We start from the raw sequence: 22839 nt of genomic DNA on the forward strand, positions 1-22839 counted from the left end.
TGTCGGGGAAGCGTTACACCCGTTCGCGCAGCTGGCCAAGTAGACTCGGCGTCGATGGAGGGTGCTGAATGAACGACCTGGTTGACACCACCGAGATGTACCTGCGGACCATCTACGACCTCGAAGAAGAGGGCGTGACGCCGCTGCGCGCGCGCATCGCCGAACGCCTCGAGCAGAGCGGGCCGACTGTCAGCCAAACCGTGTCCCGGATGGAGCGCGACGGGCTGCTCCACGTCGCCGGCGACCGCCACCTGGAGCTCACCGACAAGGGCCGGGCGTTGGCCATCGCGGTGATGCGCAAGCACCGCCTTGCCGAGCGGCTGCTCGTCGACGTCATCGGGGTGCCCTGGGAGGAAGTGCACGCCGAGGCATGCCGGTGGGAGCACGTGATGAGCGAGGACGTGGAGCGGCGGCTGGTGAAGGTGCTCAACCACCCGACCACCTCCCCCTTCGGCAACCCGATCCCGGGGCTTCTGGACCTGGGCGTGGGCCCCGAATCGGGCGCGGAGGAAGCCATCCTCGTCCGGCTGACCGAGTTGCCGCCCGGCTCCCCGGTGGCCGTCGTCGTCCGCCAGCTGACCGAACACGTGCAAGGCGACATCGACCTGATCACCCGCCTGAAGGACGCCGGGGTCGTCCCCAATGCCCGGGTGACCGTCGAGACTGGGCCCGCCGGGGTCACCATCGTCATCCCCGGCCACGAGAACGTCACCCTGCCGCACGAGATGGCGCACGCCGTCAAGGTCGAGAAGGTCTGACCGCCCCGCCGTCGGGCTAGCATGCCCTGCGGCCGAACACTCGGCGCGGCGGTATCCGCACGCCGAGCTGTTTGGCCAGCCGGTAGCCGGTGAGCGCCAGTTCCCGAATGTCCTCCGGCCGTAGCCCCGACTGCAAGGCCGTGTCCAGCATGCCCGCCATCCGATTCTCGGGCGCGCAGCGCAGCGCGGCCTCCAGCGACACCCCCGCCAGCGGCCCGTCGCCGCGGGCGTAGGCACTGAACGCGAGCAGCACCAGCGCCTCGACCCGCCAGGGCGCGGGCAGGGTGCGCGCCAGCAACGCCCACAACGACTCCGCCTCGCCGGCGTTCTCGCCGACCGCCAGGGCGTAGAGGATGTCGCGCACCTGCGCGTCGCTCAGGGCGCAGGCCAGCTTGGCCAGCTGGGCATCGGACGGTGCTTGGCCGGCGGCCACACGCGACGCCACCGTCATCGCGTGCCGCACGTCGCCACGCACGCAGCGGTCAGGGTTCGTGCGGTGGGCCGCCCGGCGCCTGGCCGCCTGCCGGTCGATCACGCCGGTCAGCTCGGCGCTGCGCGCCGTGTCCTCGACCGCGACGACGGCCTGCAGGTCAGCGCGGCGAGCGTAGAGCCGCCTGCCGTCGAGCACCGCCGCGGCGGCCAGCGGCGACGCCGAGGGATCGTCCACCGGGCCGCTCGAACCGCAACCGTCCACGCAATGCCAGCGCCCACCGAGCGCGACCCGGTCGACCACATGCGCCGCCCACAGCTCGATACCGTGCTGCGACAACGACTTTGCGAGCGCGTCGCACACCTGCCGGTAGTCCTCGTTGCAGGACGGGCAGTGCGCCCCCTCCCCGTCGACGATCACCGCGATCGCGGCGTCGGGCCTGGCCGCGGCGGCGACATCCGCGAGGTGTCCGACCCGGGCGGTGAGTTCTTCGGAGAGGTCGACTCGCATCACCGCTCCGAGGTCACCACCGTCCAAAGACACCAATACCAATGAACTTTCGGGTACGAAGCCGAGAACGGCAGGCAGCGCGGCGATGAGTGCGCCGGGCCGGTTCAGTTTGAAGTCAGGTCGATGCGTCGTCATGGGCACCACGCTGACGGGCCCCGCCGTCAGCCGGCGCTCGCGAGAAGCGGCGGAATCCCGCACCTGTGAATGAACTCAGCACTGTGAGTTCTGCTGCTCTACTGTTTACCCATGAGTTCGGCGCAAGAGTACGACATGGTGGTCATCGGTTCGGGGCCCGGCGGCCAGAAGGCCGCCATCGCCTCGGCCAAGCTCGGCAAGTCGGTCGCGGTCGTCGAACGGGGCCAGATGCTCGGTGGCGTGTGCGTCCAGACCGGCACCATCCCGTCAAAGACGTTGCGCGAGGCCGTCCTTTACCTCACCGGGATGAGCCAGCGCGAACTGTACGGGGCGAGCTACCGCGTCAAGGAGAAGATCACCCCGGCCGATCTGCTGGCCCGCACCCAACACGTGATCGGCAAGGAAGTCGACGTGGTGCGCAACCAGCTGATGCGCAACCGCATCGACCTGTTGCTGGGACACGGCCGGTTCGTCGACCCGCACACCATCGAGGTCGAGGACCCCTCCCGCCGCGAAAAGCTCACCGTCAGCGGCAAATACATCGTCATCGCCACCGGCACCCGGCCGGCGCGGCCGTCGGGCGTCGAATTCGACGAGGACCGGGTGCTCGACTCCGACGGCATCCTCGACCTCAAGTCGCTGCCCACCTCGATGGTGGTGGTCGGCGCCGGGGTGATCGGCATCGAGTACGCCTCGATGTTCGCCGCGCTGGGCACCAAGGTCACGGTCGTGGAAAAGCAGAGCGACATGTTGGGCTTCTGTGACCCCGAAGTGGTAGAGGCGCTGAAATTCCACCTGCGTGACCTGGCGGTGACGTTCCGGTTCGGCGAGGAGGTGACCGCGGTCGACGTCGGCTCGGCGGGCACCGTCACCACCCTGGCCAGCGGCAAGCAGATCCCCGCCGAGACGGTGATGTACTCCGCCGGGCGCCAGGGACAGACCGATCACCTCGACCTGCACAACGCCGAGCTGGAGGCTGACAACCGCGGCCGGATCTTCGTCGACGACTTCTTCCAGACCAAGGTGCCGCACATCTACGCCGTCGGCGACGTGATCGGCTTCCCCGCGCTCGCCGCCACCTCGATGGAACAGGGCCGGCTGGCCGCCTACCACGCCTTCGGGGAGCCCACAGAGGGCATCACCGAGCTGCAGCCGATCGGCATCTACTCCATCCCGGAGGTGTCCTACGTCGGCGCCACCGAGGTCGAGCTGACGAAGAACGCGATCCCCTACGAGGTCGGGGTGGCCCGGTACCGGGAACTGGCCCGCGGCCAGATCGCCGGCGACTCCTACGGCATGCTCAAGCTGCTGGTGTCCACCGACGATCTCAAGCTGCTGGGCGTCCACATCTTCGGCACCAGCGCCACCGAGATGGTGCACATCGGACAGGCCGTCATGGGCTGCGGCGGCACCGTCGAATATTTGGTGGACGCCGTGTTCAACTACCCGACCTTCTCCGAGGCCTACAAGGTGGCGGCGCTCGACGTGATGAACAAGGTGCGAGCGCTCAACCAGTTCCGCCACTAACAGCTGTCGTCGAGTTCGCCCGGAACCGGGTCGCCGGGCCCGCCGGCGTCGGCGCGGGCCAGCAGCTGCGCGGTCTGCGCGTCGAACGGTGCCGAATACGAGACGTTCGCGGCACATCCGCCGCGCTCAAAACCACCGATCACCCCGGTCAGCGTCGTACCGCTCACCCAGGGGGCACCGCTGGTGCCGTCCACCAGCCCCTCGCACGGAAACGAGGGAAACCCGCCGTCGGTCAACGACGTGCTGGCCTGGCACCCGATGGGGTTGCCGCCCACGCCGGCCGGATAGCCCATCACGGTGATGTGACTACCGGGTGGCGGCGTCGTGCCCAGCGTGAGCGCCAGGCCGGCGCGTGATTCGACCGAGCCCCCGGCGTCATTGCTCATCCGCGCGATCGCGTAGTCGGCGTTGGGATCCTTGCTGGCGGTCCAGCGGGGGTCGAGGTAGACGGCGTCGGCCTTCCACACATCGGTCGGGGCCGGGGGCGCGTCGCCGGTGAAACCCGGCACGAAGGTGATCTTGGACGCCCCGGCCAGGCAGTGCGCCGCCGTGATCATCAGGTTGCCGCCGGCCGAATGCACCACCGAGCCCGTGCACACGTGCAGGGGGCCACCGTCGATGAAGATGGCGCCGACGCGTTTGTCCGGCTCCACCGGGCCGGCCACCGCCTTTTGCTGGGGCTGAGCGAGCCGTTGCGCCGGCGCACTGCTCCGCGGAGGGGCTGCCGGCGGTGCCGACGCACGATCGCCCGGTGGCCGCTTGCACGACGTCAGTGACGTTGCCACGGCGACCACCAGGCACAGCATCACGGTCGGTACGCGCATCGTTTTCATCATGCCTGACGCCTGCCTGACGAGCAGACTCCAACGCGTCGCGTCCCTCCCCGCTTCCCGGCAAGGGGCATCGGCCACCCCCACGATGTTCTCTTCTGGATTAAACGCGAACTTCACACTGCTGTTTGACATTGGCGCACCCCGATTCGGGGGACACTTGTAGGGCACGGAGCAACCCCCGAGAGGAGGCGATCGGTGATGGCTCACGGTCAGGACCCGCAGGAGCCGCACTACCAGCCGGGACAGGCCGGGATGTACGAGCTCGAGCTGCCGGCGCCGCAGTTGTCGACGTCGGACGGCCGAGGCCCGGTGCTGGTGCATGCGCTGGAGGGCTTCTCGGACGCCGGTCACGCGATCCGGCTCGCCTCGTCGCATCTGAAGGCGGCCCTGGACCCCGAGCTGGTCGCGTCCTTCGCCATCGACGAATTGCTCGATTACCGGTCGCGGCGGCCCCTGATGACCTTCAAGACGGATCACTTCACGAGCTATGAAGAACCCGAACTGAGCTTGTACGCGTTGCGCGACACCATCGGGACCCCGTTCCTGCTGCTGGCCGGCATGGAACCAGACCTGAAGTGGGAGCGCTTCATCACCGCGGTCCGCCTGCTGGCCGAGCGCCTGGGCGTGCGTCAGACGATCGGCCTGGGCACCGTGCCGATGGCGGTTCCGCACACGCGGCCCATCACGATGACGGCGCACTCCAACAACCCCGAGCTGATCGCCGAGTTCACCCCGTGGATCTCCGAGATCCAGGTCCCGGCCAGCGCGTCCAACCTGCTGGAGTACCGGATGGCCCAACACGGGCACGAGGTCATCGGTTACACCGTGCACGTGCCGCACTACCTGACGCAGACCGACTACCCGGCCGCCGCCGAGGCGTTGCTCGCGCAGGTGGCCAAGATCGCGTCGCTCGAGCTGCCGCTGACGGCGTTGACCGAAGCGGCCGCGGTCATCCGGGCCAAGATCGACGAGCAGGTCGAGGCGAGCGCGGAGGTTGCTCAAGTGGTGACCGCGCTCGAGCGCCAGTACGATGCCTTCATCGACGCTCAGGAGAACAGGTCGTTACTAACGAGGGACGAGGACCTGCCTAGCGGAGACGAGCTTGGCGCAGAGTTCGAGCGATTCCTCGCCCAGCAGGCGGAGAAGAAGCGCGACGACGACGACCAGCCCTGACCTTTCCACCCGGCCCTCATCCCGGCCCGACACCAAGGTTGGCGACATGACCGAGCGGAAGCGCAAGAACACTCTGCGCCCGGTGCGTGAGGTCGCCGCCCCCCGGCTGGAGTTCCGCACCATCCACGGCTATAAGCGGGCCTACCGCATCGCCGGTGACGGGCCGGCGATCCTGCTGGTCCACGGTATCGGCGACAACTCCACCACGTGGAATACCGTGCAGGCCAAGCTCGCCCAGCGGTTCACCGTTATCGCCCCCGACCTGTTGGGCCACGGCCGATCCGACAAACCGCGCGCCGACTACTCGGTCGCCGCCTACGCCAACGGGATGCGCGACCTGCTCAGCGTGCTCGACATCGAGCGGGTGACCATCGTGGGCCATTCGCTGGGCGGCGGTGTCGCCATGCAATTCGCCTACCAGTTCCCGCATTTGGTGGAGCGGCTGATCCTGGTCGGCGCCGGGGGCGTCACCAAGGACGTGAACTTCGTGCTGCGGTGGGCCTCGTTGCCGATGGGCAGTGAGGCCCTCGCGTTGTTGCGCCTGCCGATGGTGCTGCCGGCCGTCCAGATCCTCGGGCGGGTGCTGGGCACGATGCTGGGCAGTACGGGACTGGGTCGCGACCTGCCCAACATGTTGCGGATCCTCGACGATCTGCCGGAGCCGACGGCCTCGGCGGCATTCAGCCGGACGCTGCGTGCGGTGGTGGACTGGCGCGGACAGATCGTCACGATGCTGGACCGCTGTTACTTGACCGAGGCCATCCCGGTCCAGATCGTCTGGGGCGCCAAGGACTCCGTCGTCCCGGTAGGGCATGCGCAGATGGCCCACGCCGCCATGCCCGGCTCCCGGCTGGAAATCTTCGAAGAGTCCGGCCACTTTCCGTTCCACGACGACCCGGCCCGCTTCATCGACGTGGTCGAACGCTTCATCGACAGCACCGTGCCCGCCGAATACGATCAGGCCGCCCTGCGCGCGTTACTTCGCAGCGGCGGCGGCGAGAAGGCCGTCAGCGGCCCAGCGCCCACCCGCGTCGCCGTGCTGAACGCCATGGACTCCGACGAACGCAGCGCCACCTGAACCACCTTGATCGGTGCGGCCGCGCGCGGGGTCGTACAGTCGGGCCATGGGTATCGACGTCACCGTGTTGCGGGTGTTCACCGATCCGGACGGCAATTACGGCAATCCGCTGGGCGTCGTGGATGCCGGCCAGGTCGAACCCGCGGACCGGCAACGGCTGGCGACGCAATTGGGCTACAGCGAAACGGTTTTCGTCGATCTTCCCGCTGCCGGGTCAACCACCGCGCACGCCAGCATTTACACCCCGATGATCCAGATCGCGTTCGCGGGGCACCCCACCGTCGGCGCGGCGTGGTGGTTGCGGGAGAACGGGACGCCGATCAACACGCTGCAGGTGTCGGCGGGCCTGGTGCAGGTGAGTTACACCGCCGACCGGACCGGAATCAGCGCCCGCTCGGAGTGGGCGCCCGAGGTCGCCCTCCACGAATTCGGTTCGCCCGACGAACTTCTCGCCGCCGACCCGGGGGATTTTCCCGACGACACGGCGCACTACCTGTGGGCCTGGACGGACCGGGCCGGCGGTTCGCTGCGCGCCCGCGTGTTCGCCGCCAATCTCGGCGTGCGGGAAGACGAGGCGACGGGTTCGGCGGCGATGCGCATCACCGATTACCTCAGCCGCGACCTCCACATCACCCAGGGCAAGGGATCGATCATCGACACGACGTGGAACGCCGAGGGCTGGGTGGGGGTGGCCGGCCGCGTCGTCAATGACGGTGTCCGGCATCTGAACTGACCCCCCGGCCGGGTTGCGCGCTCAGCGCTGCCGGTGCAGCACCGCGGCGAGGTGGTGCTGCAGGGGTTGCGCGACCGCACCCATCCGCACCGAGTACGACAGCTCGTCACCGTCGACGCGGAAGGACCGGCCCAGCGAGGTGACCTCCTTGGCGGTCGGGGTGAGCCCGACGTCCGTTGTGGAGAGCTCGATTTCGATCAGCGTGCCGGTGACCGAGTAAGTGCCCACCTCGATCTCGGTGATGCCGCTCGGATGGGCCAGCACCAGTTCGACGTGACCGGGCTGCGGCACGCGAAGGTATCCGGTCTCGGCGTGCAACGGCTTGCCGTCGGACGCCGCCCTGGTCTTTTGCGCGTACGCCAGAAACGGCTTGCCGACGTGCGTGAAGACCACTTCTTCGAGGTAGTCGAAGGGCTGGATCGTCGGGTACTCACCCGACCCCCGGCCGGCCCAGGTTCCCAGGAGTGGCGCCAGGGCCTCGAGATCGGGATGCAAGTCCACGGGCATGAAACCGAGCCTAGCCCGGTGACGATCAGGGCCGGCACGGCCGGGAGGGTCAGCTCGGCGTGGTGACCTGGCGGTGTTCGCGCAGCGCCTGGATCTCGCGTTCGAAATCCTCCGCGGACTCAAAGGATCGGTACACCGACGCGAACCGCAGGTAGGCCACTTCGTCCAGGTCGCGCAGCGGGCCGAGGATGGCCAGGCCGACCTCGTGACTGGGGACCTCCGGCGAGCCCGCGGCGCGCACGGTGTCCTCGACCTGCTGGGCCAGCAGGTTCAGCGCATCATCGTCGACCTGTCGGCCCTGGCAGGCCCGGCGGACCCCGCTGATGACTTTTTCTCTGCTGAAGGGTTCGGTGACGCCGCTGCGTTTGACCACGGCCAGGACCGCGGTCTCCACGGTGGTGAAACGCCGTCCGCACTCGGGGCACGAGCGGCGGCGCCGGATGGCCTGCCCCTCATCGGTTTCCCTCGAGTCGATCACCCGGGAATCGGGATGACGACAGAAGGGGCAATGCATGAACGCTCCTTCGCCGTGCCGACAACCAGGTACCGCAGCACTTCGAGCGTACCCGTGCGCCGACCTGCGCGGGCGGAGCCCAGGCGTCAACCGATGGGGGCGATCAGGGTCTGGCCGACGACCACATTCGGCGAGTTCATGTCGTTGAGTTCACGGATGCGGTCGGCCACCTGCCGGGCGGGGGCGTCGGGAGCCACCCGGTGGGCGACGTCTTGCAGCGACTCCCCCGCCTCGACGCGCACGACGGCCAAGCGGTCCGGTACGTGCGCGGCCGAGTTCCCGGAGTCGCCGTTGAGCACCTGGCCGACGTTCCCGACCAGGCCCAGCCACAGAGTGATCGCACCGGCGGCCAGCGCCAGCCAGATGGTGGTCGCCACCGTGACGGGCCGCCTGCGATGAGGCGCGCCCGACATCGCGACGCTGGTGCCGCGGTAGCGAGCGGGCGCGCCGGCCGGCCGCGCCGGACCGGGGCGGCGCGAGCGATCCAGCCCGTCCCTGCCGTAACGAAGACCCGGGACCGGTCCGTTGACCGGACGCCGGGGGCTGCTGGTACGCGGCGCCAGCGTGTGGATGGTTGTCATCTGCGTTCCTCCGGTCAACTTAATTCGCTCAGCTGTTCGACTGTATCGCTCGTGTGTTCGAAAACCGAACATGTGAGCGAAGCGTGTCGCACGAGTCGAAAGCTAGACCACGCCACCGACAAGTCCGTGGTCGCTAGAGCTGACATGCGGCTGAAATACCCGATCCGCCGAAGAGTTACACCTTTGTGATTTAGGACTTCGGCGCGGTTTTCCACCCTCGCGGCATCGGCACGACACGCCAGTCGAACACATGTTTGATTCTTGGGCGCGGTGGGGTTACATTCAGTGCCATGAGCGACAGCAACGACACCTCATCGGCCGGGTCGGACGGCCGGCTGCACGCGGTCGATTCATCGCTGACCGAACGGCAACGCACCATCTTGAACGTCATTCGCGCGTCGGTCACCAGCCGTGGCTACCCGCCGAGCATCCGGGAGATCGGTGACGCCGTCGGCCTGACGTCGACGTCGTCGGTGGCGCATCAGCTGCGCACGCTGGAACGCAAGGGGTACCTGCGCCGCGACCCGAACCGCCCCCGCGCGGTCGACGTCCGCGGCGCCGATGACGACGTGGCGGCGCCGGCCACCGAAGTCGCCGGCTCGGACGCGCTGCCGGAGCCGACCTTCGTCCCGGTCCTTGGGCGCATCGCGGCCGGTGGCCCCATCCTCGCCGAGGAAGCCGTCGAGGACGTGTTTCCGCTGCCGCGCGAGCTGGTGGGCGAGGGCACGCTGTTCCTGCTCAAGGTCGTCGGCGACTCGATGATCGAGGCGGCGATCTGCGACGGCGACTGGGTGGTCGTGCGGCAGCAGAACGTCGCCGACAACGGCGACATCGTCGCCGCCATGCTCGACGGGGAAGCCACCGTGAAGACGTTCAAGCGCGCGGGTGGTCAGGTATGGCTGATGCCGCACAACCCGGCGTTCGATCCCATACCCGGTAACGACGCGACCGTGCTGGGCAAGGTCGTCACGGTGATCCGCAAGGTCTAGCCCCGTACCGGGTGCCGGCAGGCTCAGTCCGCCTTGACGAACCCGTTGGCCTGCGCCACTTCTTCGCTGGCCAGCCAGATTTCGGCGAGCGTGTCGTGGTAGAGCTCGCTGCCGGGCGTGTAGTACAGCCCGAAGCGGGCGCTCGCCTTGATCGGGTATCCGTCGGGCGCCTGGTAGGGGTCGTCGAGCGGTAGGTGGATGGTCGGGCGCCCGCCCGGGCCGAGCGCCACACCGCTGTCGTCGTCGACGGCCGCGTGCCGCCCGCCGCGCTGCTCGGACGCCCCGACGGCCGCCGCCTCGGGCGCGACGGCTTCCGGGGCGGCTACCTCGGCCTCGGACACGTCCGCCGGGACGCGGGGCACCGCGACGTCAGGATGCTCGGCCTCGGACTCGGGAGCGGGCTCGGGGGCGGGAGCACCGCCCTCGAAGCCGGCGTCGGGAGGCGTGTGGGGAACGGCGACATCGAGGTATTCGGCCTCCACGTAGTCGCCGTCGGCATGGTCGGCTTCGGGGTAGGCGGACCCGTGCTCGTCGTCGACGTACCCGCCTTCGGCGTAATCCGCGTCGGCGTAATCGGATTCGGCGTATTCGGGTTCACCGTATCCGGGTTCGGCGTACTCGCCTTCGGGGTAACCGGCCTCGCCTTCGGGATAACCGGCCCCGGATTCGGGGTAACCGACTTCGCCCTCGGGGTAACCGGCCTCCGACAGGGCCGCCGGCGAGACGGCGGAGAAGGAGTCGGTGTCGACCGCGTCGGGGTCCTCCTGCTCGAGCCCGAAAGGACCCTCGTCCGCGCCACCCCGGCGCCAGCTAACCCGCCCAGCCGCCTCAGCATCGGGGGCTGCGGGCTCGTGGGCGAAGTGCTCGGTGGTCGCGTCCTCGTGTCCCCACTGCTGATCACCGACGGCGTCGTAGCCGACATCGAGGTCGCGGTCGGGCTCGTAGCCGGCGTCGTCACCGGCCCGACGCCGGCGCCAGCGGAAGGCCACCAGCCCCGCCAACACGATCAGCACCAGCACCGGGATGACGGCCAGCAGCCACCACGACTGCCAGATGAACTTCTTGGGGTGCGTGGGCATCGCCGAGCTGCTCGGCTGGTTCTGGCCCGACACCTGCAGGCCGGACAGCAACGGCGCCAGGTTGGCCGGATCCGTGCTGAACGTGTTCTTCGCCCGGTTCCACGAGATCTTGCCGCCGGCGAACTGTTGGGAGACGACGTCGCCGTCGACGGCCTGGTCGCCGACCGGCGCCCCCAGCTTGCCGGTCGGTCCGCGGAGCTTGTCCCACGCGGCCTTCATGGCCCCGCGGACCACGAAGGCGCCGTGCTCCGAGGTCCAGAAGATCACCGGCTTGTCGGCTCCGGAGAAGGTGACCATGCGGCTGGACGGAATGCCACCGTCGGACTCATTGGCGGTGGGGAAACCCAGGTCGCTGCCCGCCGGTCCGCCGAGCGACTCGTACTTGGCCAGGATGTTGGTTTCCACGGCGTTCGCGCCGGTGGCGGGGCTGAAGTACACCTTCCCGTTGGCGAAGTCCTGGACGATGCCGTCGCCGCCGATCGGATACTGCGCGCCCTTCTTGACCCCCAAGGCCCCGTTGGGGCCGCCGGCCGCGCGCCATGCCATGTTGATGGCCGCGGTGGGATCGATCGCCACCTGCAGGCCCTTCAACTGGTCGGCCAGGGCCGGCGGCTCGGTGCTGAACTGCTTCGTCTGCCTGTTCCATGACACCTGACCGCCGCTGAATTTCTGGGCGGACACCTCGCCGTTGTACGTTTCGTCGCCGACCGGGACTCCGAGCACGCCGCCCGAACTGCCCAGCTTGTCCCAGGCGGCGTTGATCGCGCCGCGTACCACGAATGCGCCGTGGTCGGGCGTCCAGAAGATCACCGGCTTGTCGCTGGCCGAGAAGGTGACCACGCGGCTGTCGGGGCCGGCGAGGCCGGGTACTTCGTTGATGGCCGGGAAGCCCAGATCGCTGCCGGCGGGGCCGCCCAGCATCTCGTATTTGTCCAGGATGGGCCCGTAGGCGAATTTCGCGCCGGTCGCCGGGGTGAAGAACATCTTGCCGCCGTCGAAGTCCAGCGCGAAGCCATCGCCAGCGGGATAGACATCGCCCTTCCGGGCGCCCAACGGTGATGAGTCGCCGCCGGCCTTCTCCCAGGCCGCCATCATGGCCGCCTCGGCGTCGCCGATGGGCGACGCCGCCGCCGGTGGCGCCAGCAAGGCAGCGGCCATTGCTGCAGCGGCCAAGCTGACCAGCGCGCTCCCGACCAGCCTGCGCATGTGACCTCTCTGCCCGTTCACCAAGCCTCCCAGCCGACGGCTATTCCCCTATCAGCGGCTGCGCCCGTTCCGCACAGCCGGCGAGCGGGCCGCAGTTCGACCGCGGAGAAACGACCACGTTCCGAACCGCATTTGCGCCGGGCTCGCATAACTTTGCTCCAGCCAACGAAAAATGCGAAGTCAGATCACGAATATTACAAAAACGGATACCACGCCGATGTCGAAATGATGCCGAGCCACGCTCAAATCGCGACCGGATCCCCCGTCGCTCACGCGACGTTGGGCTAATCGCGCCGAATCCCGAACCCGACGATCGCCTGCGCAATGGGGCACGCCCGCCGCGGAAAGCAGCGATTCGGCGCTCGAAGGGCTTGCCGAACTTGACCAGGTCCTCGGCGCCGTCATGCTTTTCGGCGTGGCGATGGTCATTGCCCGGGCGGCATACCCAAAACACATGTGCCGACGGTACGTGAAGCCATTAACTCTTCAACGATCCACCCGAAAAAACGGCCGCGCGGCGAGCGCCGGTCGGGTTTGCCGCCGAAGCGCCGAATTGCCCGGTCCGGCGGCATTTCCAGCCGACGATGCTAGGGCTAGACCCCCAGGCTGCGGCCGATGATCTCTTTCATGATCTCGGTCGTTCCGCCGTAGATCGTCTGCACCCTGGCGTCGAGATAGGCACGGGCAACGGGATATTCGCGCATGTAGCCATAACCGCCGTGCAGTTGCAGGCAACGGTCGATCAGGTGCACCTGCTTTTCGGTGGAGTACCACTTGGCCATCGCCGCTTGCTCCGCGGTCAGCTTCTTGTCCAGGTGCAGCCGGATGAACTCGTCGACCATCATGCGCACCACGGTCGCCTCGGTCGCCAGCTCGGCAAGCACGAAGCGGCTGTTCTGGAAGCTGCCGATCGGCTTGTTAAATGCCTTGCGCTCCTTGGTGTATTGCAACGTGTGTTCGAGCACGTGCTCCATCGCCGCGGCGGCCATGATAGCGATCGAGATGCGTTCCTGCGGCAGGTTCTGCATCAGGTAGATGAACCCCATGCCCTCCTGCCCCAGCAGGTTTTCGGCGGGCACCTTCACATCGGTGAACGACAACTCGGCGGTGTCCTGCGCGTCCAGCCCGATCTTGTCCAGGTGGCGGCCGCGTTCGAAGCCCTCCATGCCGCGTTCGACGACGAGCAGCGAAAAGCCCTGCGCCCCTTTGTCCGGATCGGTCTGGGCGACCACGATCACCAGGTCGGCGTTGATTCCGTTGGTGATGAACGTCTTTGCGCCGTTGAGCACGTAGTGGTCGCCCTGCTTGACCGCGCGGGTCTTGATGCCCTGCAAGTCGCTACCGGTTCCCGGCTCGGTCATCGCGATCGCGGTGATGATCTCGCCGGTGCAGAACTTGGGCAGCCAGCGCTGCTTCTGCTCCTCGGTGGCCAACGCGAGCAGGTACGGCGCCACGATGTCGTTGTGCAGGCCGAAGCCGATGCCGCTGTAACGGCCGGCGGTGGTCTCCTCGGTGATGATCGTGTTGTACCGGAAGTCGGGGTTGCCTCCGCCGCCGTATTCCTCCGGCACCGCCATGCCCAAAAAGCCCTGCTTACCGGCCTCGAGCCAGACGCCGCGGTCGACGATCTTGGCCTTCTCCCATTCGTCGTGGTGCGGCGCGACATGGCGATCCAGGAACGCACGGTAGGACTCACGGAACAGGTCGTGCTCCGGCTCGAAAAGAGTGCGCTGGTACTTGACGGCACTGCCCATGTGAATGACCTCCGGCGACGGGGAACTCTGTCGCCCAACATATACCAACCAGACGGTTGGTCGGCAGTCGGCGGGGTCGGCCCCGCCGGGCAGATCAGTGGGCCGAGAACTCTTGCAGCCGGCCGGCCAGCGCCACCGGCACCCGGGCCTTGATCCGGGTGCCGTCGGGGTTGTGCTCCTCCTGCTGCACCCGCCCGTCGGCGTGCAGCCGGGCGACCAGGTCGCCGCGGTGATAGGGGATCACCACGTCCACGGCGGTGTCGGCGGGCACGGCCATCTCGCCCATCCGGTGCCGCAGGGCGTCGATGCCCTCGCCCGTGCGGGCCGAGACGAACATCGCGCCGGGCAGCGCGTGCCGGAGCTTGGCCAGCATCAGGCCGCTCGCGGCGTCGACCTTGTTCACCACCAGCAGCTCGGGCGGCGGGTCACCATGATGATCGGCGATCACTTCGGAGATCACCTCCCGCACCGCGTTGATCTGGGCCAGGGGGTTGACGTCGGAGCCGTCGACCACATGCAGCAACAGGTCGGCGTCGACGACCTCCTCCAGCGTGGAGCGGAAAGCCTCGACCAGTTGGGTGGGCAGGTGCCGGACGAACCCGACGGTGTCGGTGAGCACCAGCGGGCGACCGTCTTCGAACTCGGCGCGGCGAGTGGTGGGCTCCAGGGTGGCGAACAACGCGTCCTGCACCAGGACCCCCGCTCCGGTCAGCGCGTTGAGCAGGCTCGACTTGCCGGCGTTGGTGTAGCCGACGATGGCGACCGACGGCGTATCGCTGGCCAGCCGCCGGCTGCGCTGGGTGTCGCGGACCTGCTTCATGTCCTTGATCTCCCGGCGCAGCTTGGCCATGCGTTCGCGAATGCGGCGGCGGTCGGTCTCGATCTTGGTCTCACCGGGACCGCGCAGGCCCACGCCTCCCCCGCTGCCGCCGGCGCGGCCACCGGCCTGCCGGGACATCGACTCACCCCAGCCGCGCAGCCGCGGCAGCATGTACTCCATCTGGGCCAGCGATACCTGCGCCTTGCCCTCCCGGCTGGTGGCGTGCTGGGCGAAGATGTCCAGGATCAGGGCGGTGCGATCGATGACCTTGACCTTCACCGCCTTTTCCAGCGCGGTGAGCTGCGCCGGCGACAGTTCACCGTCGCAGATCACGGTGTCGGCGCCGGTCGCCAGCACCACTTCGCGTAGCTCCTGGGCCTTCCCCGAGCCGATGTAGGTGGACGGGTCGGGCTTGTCGCGGCGCTGGATGAGCCCTTCGAGCACCTGGGAGCCGGCGGTCTCGGCCAGGGCGGCGAGCTCGGCCATGCTGGCCTCGCTGTCGGCGGCGGTGCCGTCGGTCCACACACCGACCAGCACGACGCGTTCCAGCCGCAGCTGGCGGTACTCGACTTCGGAGACGTCGGTGAGTTCGGTGGACAGACCGGCAACGCGGCGCAGCGCCGACCGTTCTTCCAGCGCGAGCTCGCCGGTGCTTGGCTCCGCGACTGCGGGCGCGTGATTTTGGAATTCAGGTTGTGTCATAGGCAATACAAGATGATGCACGGCGAATCGGCGTCGTGCACTCGAATTAACGCTCCTGCGCGTCCCACCATTCCTCGCTGACCTCCCCGTGCGCCACCAGTACCGACGGCCCCCTCAGGTAGCTGGTGGCGTCGGTGATGGTGACGACGACGTCACCGCCCGGCACCCGCACGGTCAGCGTGCCGGTGGCCGCACCGGCGGCGGCCAGCGCGGCGACGGTGGCCGCGACCGTGCCGGTGCCGCACGAGCGCGTCTCGCCCACACCGCGCTCGTGCACGCGCATCCGCACCGCGCCGTCAACCGGTGAGGTGAGGACTTCGACGTTGACCCCGTCCGGGAATTGGGCGTGGTCGAAGCTGACCGGCGCGGCCACGTCCAGCCGCGCCAGCTCCTCGGCGGTCAGGCCGGGATCCACGCACGCCAGGTGCGGGTTGCCCACGTCGACCGCCAGGCCGGAGAACCGGCGGCCGCCGACGACCGCGCTTCCGGGGCCGAGCGTGTTGGCCTTGCCCATGTCGACGCTGATGTTGGCACGGGTGGCGTCGGCGCGGTGCACGGTGATCGGCCGCGGGCCGGCCGGCGACCCGACCACGAACTCGTCGCGGGCCTCGAGCCCGCTGGCGCGCAGGTAGTGCGCGAACACCCGGACGCCGTTGCCGCACATCTGGGCGAGCGAGCCGTCGGCGTTGCGGTAGTCCATGTACCAGTCGGCCGGGGCCACGCCGTCGGGCAGGCGGTCGAGCACGCCGGCCGCCAGCGCGGCGCCGGCGGTGGTGACGCGCAGTACCCCGTCGGCGCCCAACCCGCGCCGCCGGTCACACAGGGCGGCCACCCGGGCCGCGGTCAGGTCGAGCGCGGCCTGCGCGTCCGGGAGCAGCACGAAGTCGTTCTCGGTGCCGTGGCCCTTCGCGAATTGCACCTGCTCAGGATACGTGGCGCCAGGCTTGCAGGGCTTCGTCGACGAGCCGGGCGCTGTCACCAGCATCCAGCCAGCGGACCCGATGGTCGCGGCGGAACCACGACCGCTGGCGCCGCACGTAGCGTCGGGTGCCCACGTACGTCTGCTCCCGCGCGTCGCGCAGCCGCTCGGCGCCGCCCCCGGCGTCGAGCGCCTCGATCACCTGCGCATAGCCCAGGGCGCGCGACGCGGTGACCCCGTCGCGAAGTCCCTTGTCGAGCAGCGCGGCCACCTCGTCGACCAGCCCCTGGTCGAACATGGCGTCGGTGCGGCGGGCCAATCGCTCGTCGAGAGTCGTTGTCTGGCAATCGAGTCCGACGATGGCGGCGTCCCACCTCGGCGCGCCGATGCGCGGCGCGGACGCGGCGAACGGCCGTCCGGTCAGCTCGACCACCTCGAGCGCCCGCACCGTTCGTCGCGCGTCGGTCGGCAGGATGGCCGCGGCCGCGGCGGGGTCGCGCCGGGCCAGCTCGGCATGCAGGTCGCCGACCCCGACCTCGGCCAGCCGCCGTTCCCAGCGCGCCCGCACGGCCGCATCGGTGGCCGGGAACGACCAGTCGTCGAGTAGGGACTGGATGTAGAGCATGGAGCCGCCCACGATCATGGGCACGGCGCCGCGGGCCGCGATCGCCTCGACGTCCGCGGCCGCGGCGGCCTGGTAGCGGGCGACGGTCGCGGTCTCGGTGACGTCCAGGACGTCGAGCTGGTGATGCGGGATCCCGCGGCGTTGGCCGACGGGCAGCTTGGCGGTGCCGATGTCCATTCCGCGATACAGCTGCATCGCGTCGGCGTTGACGATCTCGGCGCCGCCCTCGAGCCGTTCCGCGATGTCGAGCGCCAGCTGCGACTTGCCCGTTCCGGTGGGGCCGATTATCGCCAGCGGTCGCACGGCCACCTCAGAGCTGCCAGGCACCGGCGAAGTAGCCCACGCCGTAGGGCGCACCCCGGTACAGCTCCTTGGTCGTCCGCGGTCCCGGTGCGGCCAGGCCGGCCAGCACCTGAAAGGCGACCCGGCCCAGGATCTGGCGCGGCAACCGGCCCAGGGCGGCGACGTCGCCCGTGGCCAGCGCGTCGTCGAGGGCCCGCTGCGCGTCGGCGTTGCCGGGGTCGTACCCGCCGGGGGCGGCCGGGGTAAGGGTGTTCGCGCCGTCGGCCACCACCAGCACCCCGATCGGCGTGGGGGACGCGTCGATCTCGGCGCGCAACCGCCGTCCGCGGTCCAGCGCGGCCTCGGCGTCGTGGTCGGCGGAATAGACCCGTGCTTGCGCGGTGGCGTCGGGGCGGACCTGGCCGCGGAGCCAGGCGGCCAGCAACACGCACACGGGCAGCTCGGCGGGGGACTCGTCGTCGGCCCGCGGGGACAGCCGGACCCGGAGGTCCACGCCGAAACCCGCGAGGGTGCCGGCCGTGTCGGGCCCGAACGCCTCGTCACGCCCGGCGGTCCCGATGATGGTCCAGTCCACGGGCAGCAGCGCGGCCGTCGCCAGCACCGCGGCCGCCAGGTCGGTCACCTCCACGGCGGCGGCCCCGGCGAGCTCGGGCACGAGCAACGGCGCCGACGGAACGATCGCAATGCCGCTGAGCACGCCACCAAACTAACGTTTCACCGGCGCGGCGTGTTCAGGCCTCGGCTCTCGCCACCATGACGGGACCGCTGCACGGGTCCGACGCGTCGTCGCCGGACGACCACGCGTCCGCCGTGACGTCTCCGGTGTCACGGCCGACCTGCGCGACCATGGTGGCGGCCTCGCCGCGGGCCAGCGCGATCGTCGCCACGATCACCACCGCCACCGCCGCGAGCAGCACGAAGGCCTTGGGTCCCGCGGCGTTCAGCGTTTCACCGAGCACGAAGATGCCGAGCAGGCCGGCCACCACGGGCTTGGCCACGGTCATCGTCGGCATGGAGGCCGTCAGCGCGCCGGCGCGGAACGCCGACTGCTGGAAGATCATCCCGGTCAGCGCCAGCAGCAACCAGGGCACGAATTCGGGTGCGCTCAACACGGCCAGCGGGCCGGCTTCGCCCACCTCGACGATGCCCTTGGTCAGCACCGCGAACAGGGCCAAAGCGGAGCCCGCCACCACCGCGAGCAGTGCGGCCGCCATCGGGCTGCCCGACCAGATCCGCGCGGCCACCACGCACGCCACCAGCAGCGGCACCATCACCGCGGCCACGATGGCCCACGTGCCGACCGCCGCGCGCTGATCGCCGGAGGCCGGGTCGCCGACGATGATGACCACCGCCAGGGCGCTCGCCAGTATCACCGCCCAGGTCCACTCCCAGCGGGTCACCCGCCGCTTGGTCAGCCGCGCATAGATCGGCAGCGCGAACAACAACGCGGTCACCTGCAACGCGGTCACCAGCACGACCGAGCCCCAGGCCAGGGCCGCGGCCTGCAGGCTGTAATTGACGATCGCCGCCACGCCCCCCAACCACCACCGGGTGTCCCGCAGCGACATGCGGAACAACTCGAGATGGCCGACGTCTTTGTCCGTGATCTCCTGCGCCGAGCGCTGGCGGATCACATCGCCGACCGCGGACGCCAGCGCCGCGCACAATGCGATCAACGCCGCGACATCAACCTTCGACATAGCGACCCCTCACCTCAAAAGTGCCCCGACCAGCTTTCCCTGGGGCAAGGGCAAATACACCCAAAATTTGCATTCAATTCAGCAACAACCGTATGACGTCGCCCACGCCGCCGGCGTTCAGCGAAACACCCTCTGTTGATACTTCACCAACCTATGGAGGCGCTGTGGGTCACGCTGCGATCGGGTAACGACGGCCGCGGCGCACCCCGCCGACGCCAACGCCGGCAAAGCGGCGATGTCCGCCTTGGGCATGGTTTCTGCGTCCGAGCGGGGGTAGGACAGGTGTGATATCCGATGCGCCCACGCCGATGCGTCCCAAGCGGCAAGATCACTGGTGGCGGCGCACGGGCCGCCAAGCTGCTTGAATACTGTTGAGCAGCTGTTGGGAGGGCCGCGACGGCCAGCCCACGGGTGCAGCAGACGGTGCCGCTACGCGCGGCAGGTGCGCGGGACAACGACCGCGCGAAGGGTAGGTGACGAGCGCATGACGGCTGACGAACCCCACGGCGCAGAGCCGGCCGGGCCGGCGCCCCGACCCGTTCCGGGTCCGGTGCCACGCCCGGGACCACGTCCCGGCCCCCGGCCGCAGGGCCCGGGGCCGCGGCCCGCCGCCCACCCGGTGCCGGCGCCGCCCACCAGCGATCCGCATCGGTTCGGTCGCGTCGACGACGACGGCACGGTGTGGCTGATCACCGCCGACGGCGAACGCGTCGTCGGCTCCTGGCAGGCCGGCGACGCCGAAGCCGCCTTCGCCCACTTCGGCCGCCGCTTCGACGACCTGGGCACCGAAGTCACGCTCATGGAGGAGCGGCTCGCGGCGGGCACCGGCGACGCCCGAAAGATCAAGGCCCACGCCTCCGAGCTCGCCGAGACCCTGCCGACGGCGGCCGTACTGGGCGACATCGACGCGCTCGCGCGCCGGTTGACCAGCCTCATCGACCAGGTCGAGGCCACCGTCGCCGCGGAACGCTCGCGCCGCGACGAGCATCGCGCCGCCCAGACTGCGCGCAAGGAGGCGCTGGCCGCCGAGGCCGAGGAGCTGGGCGCCAACTCCACGCAGTGGAAGGCGGCCGGCGACCGGCTGCGGGCCATCCTCGACGAGTGGAAGACCATCAACGGCCTGGACCGCAAGGTCGACGACGCCCTGTGGAAGCGCTATTCGGCGGCCCGGGAGGCGTTCAACCGGCGCCGGGGATCCCATTTCGCCGAGCTGGACCGCGAACGCCTGGGCGTGCGCCAGGCGAAGGAACGACTCTGCGAACGGGCCGAGGAGATGTCCGATTCGACGGACTGGACCGCCACCAGCGCCGAATTCCGCAAGCTGCTCACGGAATGGAAGGCGGCGGGCCGAGCCGCCCGCGACGTCGACGACGCGCTGTGGCGGCGGTTCAAGGCGGCCCAGGACGTCTTCTTCGCGGCCCGCAACGCGGCGACGGCGGAGAAGGACGCGGAGCTGTGGGCCAACGCCACCGCCAAGGAGGCGCTGCTGGCCGAGGCGGAGAGGATCGACACCAGCAACCACGACGCGGCCAGGGCGGCGCTGCGTTCGATCGCCGACAAGTGGGACGCGATCGGCAAGGTGCCGCGCGAGCGGTCCGCCGAATTGGAGCGTCGGCTGCGCGCGGTCGAGAAGAAGGTGCGCGATGCGGGCGAGGCCGATTGGTCCGATCCGCAGGCACAGGCCCGCGCCGAGCAATTCCGCACCCGCGCCGAACAATACGAGCGGCAGGCCGAAAAGGCCGCGGCGGCGGGCCGCACCAAAGAGGCCGAAGAGGCCAGGGCCAACGCCGAACAGTGGCGGCAGTGGGCGCAGGCGGCCGCCCAGGCGCTGACCCGTAAGCCCTAGGCTTCGGAGTCCCCGGAGGTCCGGTCGGTCGATCCCCCGCCCAGGCTGTCGAGCAGCGTCATCGACTGCTGCTGCGCCGCGACCCGGCGCCGCTCCTCCTCGGCCGCGAGTTGCACGATGGTCCGCGACCACACCACCCGGGCCCATTGGTAGGTCAGCACGAGGACGACGATCCACGCCGCGATCAGCCCCACCCCGGGGCCGGGGTGTCCCGCGGCCACGGTCTGGCGCGACCAGATGGCCAGCATCCCCGCCGCGCCGGCCAGCGCCGAACCCGCCAGCGCGACCCAGGCCAGCGCCCAACGCCGGGTCACCAACGCCAGCATGGAGAACCCGACGCCGAAAACGAGTGTCAGCCAGGCGAAGACGCGCGACGGCAGCGCCACCGCGGCCGCGCCGGCGCCGTGGCTGCTGAACAACACGTCCCAGCCGCGCACCGAGCCGGTGTGCGGCAGGATGAACGATCCCAGCAGCACGAAGACCAGGATCGCCACGACGAAACCGCGTGGACCCGGGTCGAATCCGCGCGCGACGCGGCGCTCGGCGGCCTCGATTTCGCTCCGCAGGGCGTGGAAATGGGGGTGTTCTTCGTTCATCGGGCACATCCAAGGGTTTCGGTGGGTTCCGCCGGGCCGGGCGGTCCGACGGCGGGCATGCCGAGACCGACGCCGCCGCCGCGCCGCCCGGCGGCGTGCGCGTCTCCCGCGCGGGTGCGGCGATGGCTGAGGATGCCCGCGTCGGCGATGAGGTGGTGCGGCGCGGCCTGGGTGATCACCGCGGTGACGACGTCCCCCGGCCGCACCCGGTCGGCTCCGGATTTGTCCAAGCCGAAGTGCACCAGGCGGCCATCGCGGGCGCGCCCCGTCATCCGGGAAGTGCGGGTGTCCTTGCGCCCCTCGCCGACGGCGACCAGCAATTCGACGGTCTGGCCGACCAGCGCCCGATTGCCTTCCAGCGAGATCTGCTCCTGCAGCTCGACCAGCCGCTCGTAGCGTTCCTGCACAACGGCTTTCGGGAGTTGCCCGTCGAGCTCGGCGGCCGGGGTGCCGGGCCGCTTGGAGTACTGGAAGGTGAACGCGGCCGCGAACCGGGCCTGCCGCACCACCTCCAGGGTTTCGGCGAAGTCCGCTTCGGTCTCGCCGGGGAACCCGACGATCAGGTCGGTGGTGATGGCGGCGTGCGGCATGGCCGCGCGGACGCGGTCCAGGATGCCGAGGTAACGCTCGGCGCGGTACGAGCGCCGCATGGCGCGCAGCACCCGGTCCGAGCCCGACTGCAGCGGCATGTGCAGGGCGGGGCAGACGTTCGGCGTCTGCGCCATGGCCTCGATGACGTCGTCGGTGAATTCGGCCGGATGCGGGGAGGTGAACCGCACGCGCTCCAAGCCGTCGATGTCTCCGCAGGCCCGCAGCAGTCGCGCGAAGGCGCCGCGATCGCGCGGCAGCGTCGGGTCGGCGAACGACACCCCGTAGGCGTTGACGTTCTGGCCCAGCAGCGTGACTTCGAGCACGCCGTCGTCCACCAGCGCCCTCACCTCGGCCAGGACGTCGGCCGGGCTGCGGTCGACCTCCTTGCCCCGCAGCGAGGGGACGATGCAGAACGTGCAGCTGTTGTTGCACCCGACGGAGACGGAAACCCACGCGGCGTAAGCGGATTCGCGTGCGCTCGGCAGCGACGACGGAAACTCCTGCAGCGACTCGGCGATCTCCACCTGGGCGGTCTTGTTGTGCCGGGCCCGTTCGAGCAGCGCGGGCAGCGACCCGATGTTGTGCGTGCCGAACACGACGTCGACCCAGGGCGCCTTGCGCAGCAACGCGTCCCGGTCCTTCTGGGCCAGGCAGCCCCCGACCGCGATCTGCATCTCAGCGTTGGCGCGCTTACGCGGGGCCAGGTGGCTGAGGTTGCCGTACAACTTGTTGTCGGCGTTCTCGCGGACCGCGCAGGTGTTGAAGACGACGACGTCGGCGTCGGCACCCTCGACGGCCCGCTGATAGCCGGCGGCCTCCAGCAGACCCGCCAACCGCTCGGAGTCGTGGACGTTCATCTGGCAGCCGTAGGTGCGGACCTGATACGTCCGCGCCGAAACCACCACCGAAGTCACGGAGCCATGGTACGGC

At 69.6% G+C, this 22839-nt stretch carries 21 protein-coding genes; 7 read left to right on the forward strand and 14 right to left on the reverse strand.

The window, feature by feature from the left end; all coding sequences use genetic code 11:
• Window positions 1–68 precede the first annotated feature (68 nt).
• Complete coding sequence (locus C1737_RS09870) at window positions 69–758, forward strand: metal-dependent transcriptional regulator (RefSeq protein WP_067924025.1); 690 nt, start codon at window positions 69–71, stop codon at window positions 756–758.
• A 16-nt stretch (window positions 759–774) separates the two neighbouring features.
• Here the strand turns inward: C1737_RS09870 and C1737_RS09875 are convergent, their stop codons facing one another.
• Window positions 775–1833 carry a DUF4192 domain-containing protein gene (locus C1737_RS09875; RefSeq protein ID WP_067924028.1) on the reverse strand — a complete coding sequence of 353 codons (1059 nt, stop codon included), beginning with the start codon at window positions 1831–1833 and terminating at the stop codon, window positions 775–777.
• Between the two features lie 111 nt (window positions 1834–1944).
• Between C1737_RS09875 and sthA the strand changes: the two genes are divergently transcribed.
• On the forward strand, window positions 1945–3360 hold the full coding sequence (gene sthA / locus C1737_RS09880) for a Si-specific NAD(P)(+) transhydrogenase (protein ID WP_068095801.1): 1416 nt from the start codon (window positions 1945–1947) through the stop codon (window positions 3358–3360).
• Here sthA and C1737_RS09885 read toward each other — a convergent pair.
• Window positions 3357–4196 (reverse strand): serine protease, encoded by an 840-nt coding sequence (locus C1737_RS09885; RefSeq protein ID WP_067917237.1) that lies wholly within the window; start codon window positions 4194–4196, stop codon window positions 3357–3359. The genes sthA and C1737_RS09885 overlap by 4 nt on opposite strands.
• 195 nt (window positions 4197–4391) lie before the next feature.
• Between C1737_RS09885 and C1737_RS09890 the strand changes: the two genes are divergently transcribed.
• The 3 genes from C1737_RS09890 to C1737_RS09900 are packed head-to-tail and all read left to right on the forward strand — an operon-like array spanning window position 4392 to window position 7177.
• A complete protein-coding gene (locus C1737_RS09890) occupies window positions 4392–5366 on the forward strand; it encodes a proteasome assembly chaperone family protein (protein WP_068095799.1) in 975 nt (324 codons plus the stop codon).
• 46 nt (window positions 5367–5412) lie between these two features.
• Window positions 5413–6444, forward strand: coding sequence for an alpha/beta fold hydrolase (locus C1737_RS09895; RefSeq protein ID WP_102417975.1), 1032 nt, complete (start codon window positions 5413–5415; stop codon window positions 6442–6444).
• Between the two features lie 46 nt (window positions 6445–6490).
• Complete coding sequence (locus C1737_RS09900) at window positions 6491–7177, forward strand: PhzF family phenazine biosynthesis protein (protein WP_102417976.1); 687 nt, start codon at window positions 6491–6493, stop codon at window positions 7175–7177.
• A gap of 21 nt (window positions 7178–7198) precedes the next feature.
• Here the strand turns inward: C1737_RS09900 and C1737_RS09905 are convergent, their stop codons facing one another.
• From C1737_RS09905 to C1737_RS09915, 3 genes are all read right to left on the reverse strand, one after another.
• Complete coding sequence (locus C1737_RS09905; protein WP_067917244.1) at window positions 7199–7684, reverse strand: peroxynitrite isomerase; 486 nt, start codon at window positions 7682–7684, stop codon at window positions 7199–7201.
• 49 nt (window positions 7685–7733) lie between these two features.
• Window positions 7734–8198 carry a transcriptional regulator NrdR gene (gene nrdR, locus C1737_RS09910; RefSeq protein ID WP_067917247.1) on the reverse strand — a complete coding sequence of 155 codons (465 nt, stop codon included), beginning with the start codon at window positions 8196–8198 and terminating at the stop codon, window positions 7734–7736.
• An 86-nt stretch (window positions 8199–8284) separates the two neighbouring features.
• Entirely contained in the window at window positions 8285–8779 is a 495-nt protein-coding gene (locus tag C1737_RS09915) for a LysM peptidoglycan-binding domain-containing protein (protein ID WP_102417977.1), read from the reverse strand.
• A 290-nt stretch (window positions 8780–9069) separates the two neighbouring features.
• Between C1737_RS09915 and lexA the strand changes: the two genes are divergently transcribed.
• Window positions 9070–9768 (forward strand): transcriptional repressor LexA, encoded by a 699-nt coding sequence (lexA, locus tag C1737_RS09920; RefSeq protein ID WP_067917250.1) that lies wholly within the window; start codon window positions 9070–9072, stop codon window positions 9766–9768.
• A 23-nt stretch (window positions 9769–9791) separates the two neighbouring features.
• Here lexA and C1737_RS09925 read toward each other — a convergent pair whose 3' ends face one another.
• From C1737_RS09925 to C1737_RS09960, 7 genes are all read right to left on the reverse strand, one after another.
• Window positions 9792–12053, reverse strand: coding sequence for an LGFP repeat-containing protein (locus C1737_RS09925; protein ID WP_102417978.1), 2262 nt, complete (start codon window positions 12051–12053; stop codon window positions 9792–9794).
• Window positions 12054–12646: 593 nt separating this feature from the next.
• A complete protein-coding gene (locus C1737_RS09935) occupies window positions 12647–13807 on the reverse strand; it encodes an acyl-CoA dehydrogenase family protein (protein WP_067917254.1) in 1161 nt (386 codons plus the stop codon).
• Between the two features lie 94 nt (window positions 13808–13901).
• Window positions 13902–15329 carry a GTPase HflX gene (hflX, locus tag C1737_RS09940; protein ID WP_067917256.1) on the reverse strand — a complete coding sequence of 476 codons (1428 nt, stop codon included), beginning with the start codon at window positions 15327–15329 and terminating at the stop codon, window positions 13902–13904.
• A 46-nt stretch (window positions 15330–15375) separates the two neighbouring features.
• Complete coding sequence (dapF, locus tag C1737_RS09945; RefSeq protein WP_102417979.1) at window positions 15376–16248, reverse strand: diaminopimelate epimerase; 873 nt, start codon at window positions 16246–16248, stop codon at window positions 15376–15378.
• Between the two features lie 4 nt (window positions 16249–16252).
• Window positions 16253–17176, reverse strand: a complete 924-nt coding sequence (gene miaA / locus C1737_RS09950; RefSeq protein ID WP_102419875.1) for a tRNA (adenosine(37)-N6)-dimethylallyltransferase MiaA — start codon at window positions 17174–17176, stop codon at window positions 16253–16255.
• A 7-nt stretch (window positions 17177–17183) separates the two neighbouring features.
• Entirely contained in the window at window positions 17184–17873 is a 690-nt protein-coding gene (locus C1737_RS09955; RefSeq protein ID WP_102417980.1) for a hypothetical protein, read from the reverse strand.
• Between the two features lie 34 nt (window positions 17874–17907).
• Window positions 17908–18876: a DMT family transporter gene (locus C1737_RS09960; RefSeq protein WP_102417981.1), complete on the reverse strand. Its 969-nt coding sequence runs from the start codon at window positions 18874–18876 to the stop codon at window positions 17908–17910.
• A gap of 484 nt (window positions 18877–19360) precedes the next feature.
• Here C1737_RS09960 and C1737_RS09965 point away from each other — a divergent pair, with 484 nt between their 5' ends.
• A complete protein-coding gene (locus tag C1737_RS09965) occupies window positions 19361–20722 on the forward strand; it encodes a DUF349 domain-containing protein (RefSeq protein ID WP_102417982.1) in 1362 nt (453 codons plus the stop codon).
• Here the strand turns inward: C1737_RS09965 and C1737_RS09970 are convergent.
• Window positions 20719–21327 carry a hypothetical protein gene (locus tag C1737_RS09970; RefSeq protein WP_102417983.1) on the reverse strand — a complete coding sequence of 203 codons (609 nt, stop codon included), beginning with the start codon at window positions 21325–21327 and terminating at the stop codon, window positions 20719–20721. The genes C1737_RS09965 and C1737_RS09970 overlap by 4 nt on opposite strands.
• Window positions 21315–22823, reverse strand: coding sequence for a tRNA (N6-isopentenyl adenosine(37)-C2)-methylthiotransferase MiaB (miaB, locus tag C1737_RS09975; RefSeq protein WP_255413386.1), 1509 nt, complete (start codon window positions 22821–22823; stop codon window positions 21315–21317). The genes C1737_RS09970 and miaB overlap by 13 nt, the downstream gene beginning before the upstream one ends.
• Window positions 22824–22839 lie beyond the last annotated feature (16 nt).

The organism is Mycobacterium sp. 4858, from assembly GCF_900240975.1.
GTDB lineage: Bacteria > Actinomycetota > Actinomycetes > Mycobacteriales > Mycobacteriaceae > Mycobacterium.